This is a genomic window from Blastomonas sp. UPD001, assembly GCF_003426715.1.
GTDB lineage: Bacteria > Pseudomonadota > Alphaproteobacteria > Sphingomonadales > Sphingomonadaceae > Blastomonas.
The window spans coordinates 159087-169244 of sequence record NZ_QKVT01000001.1; the positions used below are offsets into that span (position 1 = coordinate 159087).

The following is a 10158-nucleotide window of genomic DNA, read 5'->3' on the forward strand; positions in this document are numbered from 1 at the left end:
GCTGGAGCAGGGGCGGCCGCTGCGCGAGCGGTTTCTGGGCCGGATCGGGCGCGCGCCGGGGGCGCGGTTCCGCCGCACCGAACTGACCCCGACCTCACCGATCGGGCCGGGCATGGAACCGGTGCCGGGCCTGGTATCGCGGCTCCATGCGGTGCTGCCCAGCTATGGCGTGACCTATTCCCGCATAGAGGCAGCCAGCATGGCCGCGCCGCCGCGCTCGCGCCGGGTCGACCGGCTGGCGGCGGAAATCGGCGGGCGCAGCAATGATCGCGTGCGCACGCTGGCCGTGATCGCAATCCAGCGACCCGACGGCCAGTGGCTCAGCGTGCGCGTGCCTGTGCCCGAAGCCTCGGGCCGCATCCTCGCATCGATCGCCTTGCAGACGGTCGTGCTCTATATCATCATGCTGGTGCCGCTGGTCTGGCTGACCCGGCGGATCGCGCGCTCGATGGGCAAGCTGCGCGAGGGCGTGGCGCATTTCGAGCAGACGCAGGAGCCGCGCGCAATCGAGCCGAGCGGCCCCAGTGACCTTGCCGATCTCACCCGATCCTTCAACGCGATGAGCGCGCGGATCGCCGCGATGCTGAACGAGAAGGACGTGATGCTCGGCGCGATCGGGCATGATCTCAAGACCCCGCTCGCCGCGCTTCGGGTGCGCGTCGAATCGGTGCCCGACGACCGCCAGCGCGAGCGGATGGTCGCGAGCATCGACGATATCACGCGCACGCTCGACGACATCCTGACGCTGGCGCGGATCGGCCGGACGGGCGAGGAACGCGAGCCGGTCAATCTGGGTGCGCTGGTCGAGATGATCGCCGACGAATATCGCGATCTCGGCCAGGATGTCGCGCTCGCCGATACGCCGCGCATCGTCGTGCCGCTGCAGTTGACCTGGATCCGCCGCGCGCTGCGCAACATTATCGGCAATGCGGTGCGCTATGGCGCGCGGGCGCGGGTCAGCATCGCGCAGGTGCCGGGCAGGGTGTCGATCACCATCGACGATGACGGCCCCGGTATTCCCGACGACCAGATCGAACGGATGTTCGAACCCTTCACCCGGCTCGAGGCCTCGCGCAACATGGCCACCGGGGGCACAGGCCTGGGCCTCACGCTCGCGCGCGCGATCCTGCACCAGCATGGCGGCGCGCTGCGGCTCGAGAACCGGCGCGGGCCGGGCGGTGCGGTCAAGGGACTGCGTGCGGTCCTGACGCTGCCGATGGGGTGAAATCTACACGCAGGTTACCCGTCATTCCCGCGAAAGCGAGAATCCCGCTGCTACGCTTGGCTGGCGCTGAAGCGGGACCCCCTGAGTTCACGGAACAAGTGCAACACCTGCTAAGATGGTGTTGCGATGGGAGAACATTACGACCAGCTCAGCCTCGTGGAGCGGATAGAGATACATCGGCTGCATGCAGCCGATGTATCTCGAAGATCGATAGCATCTCGGCTAGGGCGATCGGTATCGACGATCAGCCGGGAGCTGAGGCGCAACGGTGCCAGAACCAAGGCTTGGCCCGGTGGCTATGAGCCGGTCCGGGCGCACAGCCTGGCTGTGCGACGGCGACGATGGGACTGCCGATACAAGACCAGTGTTGCACTTCAAACGTGAATCCACACCCCCGCATTCGCGGGGGTGACGAGTTCGTGGTCAGCCGCAACGCGTTCCCCCCAACACCGCTTCCCCTCAGCCGGTCCACTCGCTAAGACTTTTCCATGAGCTTGACACCGATCGCCTCCGCCTATCCCGCCACCCGGTTGCGCCGCGCGCGCGCCACCGCGTGGAGCCGCGACATGGTGCGCGAGACCAGCCTGTCGCCCGCCAATCTGATCTGGCCGCTGTTCGTGACCGAAGGCACCGGCACCGAGGAACCGATCGCATCGCTGCCCGGCGTGTCGCGCTGGTCGGTCGACGGGATCGTCGAGCGCGCGCGCGAGGCGGTGGACCTGGGCATCCCGTGCCTCGCGCTGTTCCCCAATACGCAAGCCGACCGGCGCAGCGACGATGGCGCAGAGGCGCTCAACCCCGACAATCTGATGTGCCGCGCGATCCGCGCGATCAAGGATGCGCTGGGCGATTCGATCGGCGTGCTCACCGATGTCGCGCTCGACCCCTATACCGCGCACGGCCAGGACGGGTTGATCGACAAGGCTGGCTATGTGCTCAACGATGCCACGGTCGAGGTGCTGGTCGGCCAGTCGCTCAACCAGGCGCGCGCCGGGGCGGACATCATCGCGCCATCGGACATGATGGACGGCCGGATCGGCGCGATCCGCGTGGCGCTCGAAGCAGACGGCCACCACAATGTCCAGATCATGAGCTATGCCGCCAAATATGCGAGCGCCTTCTACGGCCCGTTCCGCGATGCGGTGGGCTCGTCCGGACTGCTCAAGGGCAACAAGAAGGGCTATCAGATGGACCCGGCGAACAGCGACGAGGCGCTGCGCGAGGTCGCGATGGACATTGCCGAAGGCGCGGACAGCGTCATGGTCAAGCCCGGCATGCCCTATCTTGACATCGCCTCGCGCGTGAAGCAGGCGTTTGGCGTGCCGGTCTATGCCTATATGGTCTCGGGCGAATATGCGATGATCGAGGCGCTTGTCGCCGCCGGTGCGGGCGACCGCGACGCGGTGGTGCTCGAAAGCCTGCTCGCGTTCCGCCGCGCGGGGTGCAGCGGGGTGCTGACCTATCATGCCGCGCATGCCGCGCGACTGCTGGCCAGGGGTTGATCGCATGAACGACGTTTCGGTCATCAGCCTGCACGGCAAGACCCCGCGCATCCATGACAGCGCGTTCATCGCGCCGGGCTGCCGCATCATCGGCGATGTCGAGATCGGGCCCGATGCCAGCATCTGGTACAATTGCGTGATCCGCGCGGACGTGAACCGCATCGTCATCGGCGCGCGCACCAATGTGCAGGACGGCAGCGTCATCCATTGCGACAGCCCGCGCCCCGGATCGCCCGAGGGCTTTCCGACGATCATCGGCGAGGACGTGCTGATCGGCCATATGGCGATGGTGCACGGCTGCATCCTCGAGGACCGCGCGTTCGTGGGCCTGGGCGCGATCGTGATGGACGGCTGCCGGATCGGCGGCGATGCGATGTTGGCCGCCGGTGCGATGCTTACGCCGGGCAAGACCATGCCTTCGGGCCAGCTCTGGGGCGGGCGGCCTGCGCAGTACATGCGCGACCTGCCCGAACCCGCGATCATGGGCATGCGCATGGGGGTGGCGCATTATGTGGAGAATGCCAAGGCGCACAAGTCGGCCTGCCGCGAGCCATGACGACCTGGCATGAGCGTTATCCTGATCGACCATCTCCCGTGGATGTGCGTACTGGTGGCGACACTGGCAGCGCTCGAGCTGCTGCGTCGTCTGCGGCTGGCAGAGCGCGAGCGGCATGCACTGAGCCTCGACAATAACCGGATCGCGCTGTCGCTCGACCTTGCGCTGTCGGTTGGCCGCATCGGCAACTGGCAGTTTGAACGCTCGGAGACATCGCTGATCTGGTCCGATGAGGTCTTTGCCATTCACCATCGTGACCGCAGGCGCGGCCAGCCGGCGCTGCACGAGGCCATCTGCTATTACCATCCCGACGACCGTCTGAAGGTACGCGACGCGGTGCAGCGATCGCTCGACCAGGGCGAGGATTTCGATTTCCACGCTCGCATCGTGACCGATCTGGGCGAGATGCGCGACGTTCTGGTGCGTGGCACCTGCCGCTATGGCCGCGACGGCACCACCATTGGCGTGCTCGGCTTCATCATCGATCTTGGGCCCGCGACCGACCAGGCCACGGTCTGAGCCCGATTTCAGCCCCCGCGATAGTCGCGCGGCGGTACGAAGCGTTCACCGCGCGCCCGCGCCATCATCGCCTCGTCGGCGATCGCGGTCTTGCGCTCGACCGCCGCGATCCGCGTTGCCTTGCGCTTGGCAAAGCCGCCGCTTTCTTCCGTGATGGCATGCGCGATCTTGCGGATTTCATCGCCGCGCGTGCCGATGACCAATGCCATAAAGACCGATGCGAGCGAAATCGACAGGAACGAGATGAACAGATTGTCCGGTGACATGCTAAACCCCCATTTTTTCGGTGTTTCAACGAGTTGTGATGATGGCTGGTTAAGCGCGAACTGCCATCAAAGGTTAAGCAGGCGTTGACGACAGATTTATCTTATCTTTACCTCCCGGAACGCACCCGGCCCTGTCCATTCCCCCGAAAGCCGACCATGCCCAGCCAGATTGCCCCGACCTTGGTGCTGCTCACCATCTCGAACATCTTCATGACCACCGCCTGGTACTGGCATCTCAAGGGCGGCCCCGAAGCGGCGGCATCGCGGCCGCTGTTCTGGGTCATCCTGACCAGCTGGGGCATCGCGCTGATCGAATATTGCTTCGCGGTCCCCGCCAACCGCATCGGCTTCATCCATGGCTGGACGCCGGGCCAATTGAAGGTGGTGCAGGAGGCACTGGCGCTGACCATTTTCGGCATCTTCATGGTCACGGTCTTGGGCGAGGCGCTGAACTGGCGCCATCTGGCTGCCTTCGCCTGCATCATGGCAGGGGTAGGCTTTCTGTTCGTCGGAAAGTGATGCGCTTCGTCGCACCGGTAAGGCTTGGTTTACCCGGGCGACGCACGTTGAGGCCATGGCCCGTTCACATCCCATTCTCCCCCGGCGCCGCGAGAGCTCGCGCACCTTCCCGCTGGCGATCCTTCTCGCCGCTCTGGTCGGCTGGAATGCGCCCGACTGGATCGGCCGGGGCGCGAATGCACCGGTTACATTGCTGAGTCTGACCAGCGCCGTCCGGGGCAGCGCGGAGCAGGGCAGTGCCACCTATTTTCCGATATGCGGCGGCGGGCAGCGCGTTACCTGCGTGGTCGATGGCGATACCTTCTGGCTCGAAGGGCAGAAGATCCGCGTCGCCGATATTGATACGCCCGAGATCTCGTCGCCGCGCTGCGATGCCGAATTTCAGCTCGGCCAGCGCGCCAAGCAGCGGATGCAGCAATTGCTGAACGCCGGGCCGATCGCGCTGGAACCGGCGGACCGCGCGACCGACCGCTATGGCCGCGCGCTGTTCCGGGTCACGCGCAACGGGACAAGCCTGGGCGAAACGCTGGTCGGCGAGGGGCTGGCCGTCCGCTATGGCGGCGGCAAGCCGGACTGGTGCTGATCGTCAGATCCGCGCGCGATCGGCCCTGACCCGCGCGCCTTCGGGCATGTCGAACAGCACGCGGCGCTGCTTGAAATCGATCATCATGCGGTTGAACTGGCGGAGAGTGCTCATGCCCAGCAGCAGCGCGGGCGTCTTGTCCAGGCCCAGTTCGCGAAACGCATCGGCATCGGCAAAGACGATCGGGACATAGTCGAACTGCGCGCGTCCGATGCGGAAATCCTGCGCCAGGCCGGCATCCGCCATGATCGTCTGGCCGGTGACCGAGGTGAGGCTCGCCTGCTGCGCGCTCAGCTTGTGCGATGCGCCCAGCCGCTTGAGCAGCGCCATGTTGCCGATATTCGATTGCGCGCCGGTATCGATGACCACGCTGATCCGTTTGCCGCCCAGGGTCGCGTCGGTGAAGATCAACTGGCCCGACTTGCGCCGCGCGCTCACCACGATCTCGAAATCGCTGACCCGGGGCCGTTCGGTAATGTCTTCCACGGTGATCGCGTTGTCGAGAAAATCGAACAGGATGCGCTGGTCCTGCAGCCCGTCGAGCCCCAATATGCCGTCCGCGCCGATATGGTGCGCCTCCAGCATCGGCGCGACCAGCTCGCCATAATTGCGGCGGCCCAGCGTCACTTCGGGCAGGTACACGGTCTGCACCATCTTGCTGCCCGCGATGCTCACCAGCCGCGCGATCTCGGCCATTTCGAGCGACAGCACCGAGGCGATGTCGCTCGACACCACGGTGCGTTCCGATCCGGTGTCGATCATGAACTTGAACGGCCCGCGCCCGTCGATGCTCACCGGCACGGTCATGCGGCTGGCGCGGTCGCGGGCGAGCGCGATCCGCTCGGCTTCCTGGGTCAGGCTGTCGGCATCGGTGAGCGCCCCGACGGTGGTGTTGGCAAAGCCGCTCTCGGGCAGTGCCTCCTGCGCGATGGCATCGGGTTGGGCGCAAAGCGCCGCGCACAGGGTCAACGCACCGGCCAGCGGGCGATACAGCATCTGCCTGATCCTCTCACACCGCGATGGTCGCAGCATCTGTTTGTCGTGCAGATGTAACACGCCGACGCATCGGCTGGCAATCAGTCTGCACGCATCGCGGTGGCGGCAAGCGATTCCGCTTCCGTCAGCAGCGCATCGTCGGCCGACCCCTGCGCCACGTTCTCGCGCCCGATCATCACCAGCACCGGCACCGCGAGCGGGCTGACGCGTTCCAGCTCGACATGCAGCATGGTGCCCGCCGCGCGGTCGAGCAGATCGCCCAGTCGCCCGACATCGGTCATCCGCGCGCGCGCATCGGCCCAGGCGGCTTCGAGCAGCACGTGATCGGGTTCGTACTTGCGCAGCACGTCATAGATCAGGTCGGTCGAGAAGGTGACCTGACGTCCGCTCTTCTTCTTGCCGGGATGCTGGCGTTCGACCAGCCCGCTGATGATCGCGACCTCGCGAAACGCGCGCTTCAAGAGGTACGAGCTTTCCACCCAGTCGGTGAACTCGTCGGCGAGGATATCGGCGGAAAACAGGTCGGCAGGGTCGGTGACGCGCTTGAGGCTCCACACCGCGAGCGCATAGTCGTTGGCGACGAAGCCCATAGGCTGCAGCCCGCGAACTTCCATCCGCCGCGTCAGCAACATGCCGAGCGACTGGTGCGCGTTCCAGCCCTCGAACGGATAGCAGACCATGTACTCGCGGCCATGATGCGGGAATGTCTCGACCAGCAGCTGGTCGGGCTCGGGCATGGCCGAGCGCCAGTCCTGCATTTCCAGCCATTCGCGCACGTCGTCGGGAAAGCGCGCCCAGCCCGCGCGGTCGGTCAGGAATTCGCGCACCCGCGACGACAGGTGCGTGGTCAGCGGCATGCGCGCGCCGTTATAGCTCGGGATCTGCGTCGCCTTGGCCGAGGCCTTGACGATCAGGTCGAGATCTTTGATCTGCTCGACCTCCAGCCCCATTCCCGCAAAGACGAAGGTATCGCCCGGTGCGAGCTGCGCGGCGAAATCCTCCTCGACCCGGCCCAGCGAGCGGCCGTTCCTGAAGCGCACGTCGAGCATCGGTGTGTCGACGATGATGCCCGCGTTGAGCCGATAGGCCTGCGCGAACTTGGGATGCGCCAGCCGCCAGGTGCCGTCCTTCTCGCGCACCAGCCGCTTGAACTTGTCATAGGCGCGCAGCGAATAGCCGCCATTCTCGACAAAGCCGAGCACGCGCAGGAAGGCCTCGCGGGTGAGCGCGCTATAGGGCAAAGCGGACTGGACCTCGGCGCACAGATCGTCCTCGTGGAACGGCCCCGAACAGGCGAGGCCCAGGATGTGCTGGGCGAGCACGTCGAGCCCGCCCGGGCGGAAGCTCTCGCCGTCGCGCTGGCCCTCGGTCACGGCATCGAACGCGGCCTGGGCTTCGAGATATTCGAAGCGGTTGCCGGGGACCAGGATCGCCCTGGAGGGGCAATCGAGGCGGTGGTTGGCGCGGCCGATGCGCTGGAGCAGCCGCGACGAGCCCTTGGGCGCGCCCATCTGGATCACGCAATCGACATTGCCCCAGTCGACGCCGAGATCGAGGCTCGCGGTGGCGACCAGCGCGCGCAGCTCGCCGCGCGCCATCGCGCCTTCGACCTTGCGCCGCGCCTCGACCGAGAGCGAGCCGTGATGGATGCCGATCGGCAGGTGCTTCTCGTTCAGCTCCCACAGTTTCTGGAAGATGAATTCGGCGAGGAAGCGCGTGTTGCAGAAGACGAGCGTGGTCTTATTGCGCTCGATCTCCTCGAGCACCTGCGGCACCGCATAATGGCCGCTATGCCCGGCCCAGGGGACGCGATCGTCGGTGATCAGGATGGTCAAGTCCGGGTCCGCGCCCGGCTCGCCCTCGACCAAAGCCACCGCATCGATATCGCCATGCGGGGCGAGCCAGGCGCGATAGCTGTCGGCATCGGCCACCGTCGCCGAGAGCGCCACGCGCCGCATCCCGGGGCTCAGCGCCTGAAGCCGGGACAGTGAGAGGCTGAGCAGGTCGCCGCGCTTCGAGGCGGCAAAGGCGTGCACCTCGTCGATGATCACGGTCTTCAGGCTCGCGAACATCTCCGCCGCTTCGGGATACGAGAGCAACAGGCTCAGCGATTCGGGCGTGGTGAGCAGGATGTGCGGCGGGCGCGCGCGCTGGCGCGCCTTGCGGTCCGAGGGGGTATCGCCGCTCCGTGTCTCGATGCGGACATTCAGTCCCATGTCCTGCACCGGGGTCAGCAGGTTGCGCTGCACGTCGTGGGCCAGCGCCTTCAATGGCGAGATGTAGAGCGTGTGCAATCCGTCCTGCCCGGCACCGTCGGCAAAATCGCGCAAGCTGGGCAGAAATCCTGCGAGCGTCTTGCCCGCGCCGGTCGAGGCAACGAGCAGCGCATGGCGACCGGCATCGGCCTGATCGAGCATCTCGAGCTGGTGCCGCCGGGGCGACCAGCCGCGCTGCGCAAACCAGTCGGTGATGATCTCGGGCAGCGCCATGGCAGCGATATAGGGGGTGGCAGCGCCGCGCTAAAGGGGCAGAGGCGTCACAGCCAGCGGAAGATTCCCGCCGCGCCCGCGCCGAGCGGCATATGTGCCCATTGCGCCGCCAGCCACAGCACGATCCCGCCGATCAGCGCGACCCAGCCGGGAAAGGCAAACCCGCGCCCGAACGGCAGAAAGCTGGTGCGCGATTGCCAGTGCAGCCAGGCATCGCCCATCAGCACGAATTTCTTGCCGTCCTGCAGCTTCGCGCCAACCAGCGCGAGCGTGATGATCGCGCCGCACAGGATGAAGGTGTCGATCCTGGGCGCGATCAGGATATGCGCCACGCCCCAGAACGCAAAGCCCCACATCATCGGGTGGCGGGTGATGCGGAACACGCCGCCGGGGTCCTTGACCGCAATCCGCTTGGCCGCCGCCTCGGGCACGGGCAGCGCCGGGTTGCCGATCAGCGAGCCGACGAAGAGGATCGCGGAAATCAGCATCAGCAGCGTCGAGACCGCCCAGAGCAGGTCGTTCGCTGCCCAGAACGGCGCGCTGACCGGCGCGCGCTGGAAGCCTTCGACCATCAGGAACAGCGTGCCGAAGGACACGAGCGTATAGACGATCTGGAAGCCCTTGTCGCCGAGGCGCCTGACCAGCCCGGCGCGCAAGGGGTGCGACATCGCGAAATGGCTGCCGACAAAGCCGACCGCTCCCGCCAACAGCATCGCATAGCCCTGCATCGCCGCTCTCCCCCGGTGTGCGGGGGCTCGCCTCGGCGAGTCCCCGTTTCACCGCATCTTAGCGTTCGTACGCCTTGGGCAAAGCCCCTTCCTGCGGGGTGCGATACCGGTCGCGCAGCCGCGCCTGGCGGTTGTCGAGCGGCTGCTGCACGCCATCGATCATCACGGCGACGGGCGCGCTCGAAAGCTCGAGCGGATCGCCATCCCAGATCACGACATCGCCGGCGCGGCCAGGCTTGAGGCTACCAAGCATCGCATCGACGCCCAGTGCTTGGGCGGGGCCGGACGAGATCGCGGCGAACGCCTGATCCCAGGTGAGGCCGCTCGCGCCGGGAATTCGCTGCAGCGCGACCAGATTGCCCGCATATTGCGGCGAATAATGCAGCCGATGTGCATCATTGTCGTTGATCATGCCGATCGAGACGGTCACGCCCGCGCGCTTCATCCGGCCGATATTCGACTGGGTGGCGGCGGTCTTCTCGAACTCGGACGGCAGGTCGTTGAGCGCCGAGGCGATCACGGGCACGCCCGCCGCCGCGATCTGATTCGCGACCAGCCAGCCTTCGGACACGCCCGCAAGCACGAGCTTGAGCGCCGGAAACTCCTCGCGCAGCTTGAGCACGTTGAGAATGTCGGCAGCGCGCTCGACATGCACCAGCAGGCGCATCTCGCCATTGACCACCGGCACCAGCGCTGCGGCATCCTGGCGGTTGAGCAGCGCATCGTGCGGATGCGCGGGCACGCCGCGCTGGCCATTGGCGAGCGCGCGCGCCTC

General features: G+C 66.4%; 11 protein-coding genes and 1 pseudogene. 7 read left to right on the forward strand and 5 right to left on the reverse strand.

Annotated features, from left to right (window positions below; translation table 11 throughout):
• The 5 genes and pseudogenes from DM995_RS00750 to DM995_RS00770 form a co-directional block, all read left to right on the forward strand.
• A partial coding sequence (locus DM995_RS00750; protein WP_198669211.1) for a sensor histidine kinase occupies positions 1-1225 on the forward strand: 1225 nt, incomplete at its 5' end.
• Positions 1226-1351: 126 nt separating this feature from the next.
• A pseudogene (locus DM995_RS22865) lies at positions 1352-1498 on the forward strand (helix-turn-helix domain-containing protein); the annotation flags it as partial.
• A gap of 215 nt (positions 1499-1713) precedes the next feature.
• Entirely contained in the window at positions 1714-2727 is a 1014-nt protein-coding gene (gene hemB, locus DM995_RS00760) for a porphobilinogen synthase (RefSeq protein ID WP_116968175.1), read from the forward strand.
• 4 nt (positions 2728-2731) lie between these two features.
• Positions 2732-3283: a gamma carbonic anhydrase family protein gene (locus DM995_RS00765; protein WP_116968176.1), complete on the forward strand. Its 552-nt coding sequence runs from the start codon at positions 2732-2734 to the stop codon at positions 3281-3283.
• Positions 3284-3292: 9 nt separating this feature from the next.
• Complete coding sequence (locus DM995_RS00770) at positions 3293-3802, forward strand: PAS domain-containing protein (protein WP_116968177.1); 510 nt, start codon at positions 3293-3295, stop codon at positions 3800-3802.
• Between the two features lie 8 nt (positions 3803-3810).
• On the opposite strand, the gene DM995_RS00775 is transcribed toward DM995_RS00770, so the two are convergent.
• Positions 3811-4068 carry a hypothetical protein gene (locus DM995_RS00775; protein ID WP_031318775.1) on the reverse strand — a complete coding sequence of 86 codons (258 nt, stop codon included), beginning with the start codon at positions 4066-4068 and terminating at the stop codon, positions 3811-3813.
• A 156-nt stretch (positions 4069-4224) separates the two neighbouring features.
• Here DM995_RS00775 and DM995_RS00780 point away from each other — a divergent pair, with 156 nt between their 5' ends.
• Together DM995_RS00780 and DM995_RS00785 are read left to right on the forward strand one after the other, a co-directional pair.
• Positions 4225-4587 (forward strand): DMT family protein, encoded by a 363-nt coding sequence (locus DM995_RS00780; RefSeq protein WP_023839488.1) that lies wholly within the window; start codon positions 4225-4227, stop codon positions 4585-4587.
• 55 nt (positions 4588-4642) lie between these two features.
• Positions 4643-5170 carry a thermonuclease family protein gene (locus DM995_RS00785; RefSeq protein ID WP_116968178.1) on the forward strand — a complete coding sequence of 176 codons (528 nt, stop codon included), beginning with the start codon at positions 4643-4645 and terminating at the stop codon, positions 5168-5170.
• A gap of 3 nt (positions 5171-5173) precedes the next feature.
• On the opposite strand, the gene DM995_RS00790 is transcribed toward DM995_RS00785, so the two are convergent.
• The 4 genes from DM995_RS00790 to DM995_RS00805 form a co-directional block, all read right to left on the reverse strand.
• Positions 5174-6166 carry a retroviral-like aspartic protease family protein gene (locus DM995_RS00790; protein ID WP_198669212.1) on the reverse strand — a complete coding sequence of 331 codons (993 nt, stop codon included), beginning with the start codon at positions 6164-6166 and terminating at the stop codon, positions 5174-5176.
• Positions 6167-6246: 80 nt separating this feature from the next.
• Positions 6247-8655 carry a ligase-associated DNA damage response DEXH box helicase gene (locus DM995_RS00795; protein WP_116968180.1) on the reverse strand — a complete coding sequence of 803 codons (2409 nt, stop codon included), beginning with the start codon at positions 8653-8655 and terminating at the stop codon, positions 6247-6249.
• Positions 8656-8702: 47 nt separating this feature from the next.
• Positions 8703-9383 (reverse strand): NnrU family protein, encoded by a 681-nt coding sequence (locus DM995_RS00800; protein ID WP_116968181.1) that lies wholly within the window; start codon positions 9381-9383, stop codon positions 8703-8705.
• Positions 9384-9441: 58 nt separating this feature from the next.
• Positions 9442-10158 (reverse strand): amidohydrolase family protein (locus DM995_RS00805; protein ID WP_157973264.1); only part of this gene is annotated, 717 nt, incomplete at its 5' end.

Coding starts and splice junctions, on each gene's coding strand:
- hemB (WP_116968175.1), top strand. CDS start 1,714: ATGAGCTTGACACCGATCGCCTCCGCCTATCCCGCCACCCGGTTGCGC.
- DM995_RS00775 (WP_031318775.1), bottom strand. CDS start 4,068: ATGTCACCGGACAATCTGTTCATCTCGTTCCTGTCGATTTCGCTCGCA.
- DM995_RS00765 (WP_116968176.1), top strand. CDS start 2,732: ATGAACGACGTTTCGGTCATCAGCCTGCACGGCAAGACCCCGCGCATC.
- DM995_RS00795 (WP_116968180.1), bottom strand. CDS start 8,655: ATGGCGCTGCCCGAGATCATCACCGACTGGTTTGCGCAGCGCGGCTGG.
- DM995_RS00770 (WP_116968177.1), top strand. CDS start 3,293: ATGAGCGTTATCCTGATCGACCATCTCCCGTGGATGTGCGTACTGGTG.
- DM995_RS00790 (WP_198669212.1), bottom strand. CDS start 6,166: ATGCTGTATCGCCCGCTGGCCGGTGCGTTGACCCTGTGCGCGGCGCTT.
- DM995_RS00785 (WP_116968178.1), top strand. CDS start 4,643: ATGGCCCGTTCACATCCCATTCTCCCCCGGCGCCGCGAGAGCTCGCGC.
- DM995_RS00780 (WP_023839488.1), top strand. CDS start 4,225: ATGCCCAGCCAGATTGCCCCGACCTTGGTGCTGCTCACCATCTCGAAC.
- DM995_RS00800 (WP_116968181.1), bottom strand. CDS start 9,383: ATGCAGGGCTATGCGATGCTGTTGGCGGGAGCGGTCGGCTTTGTCGGC.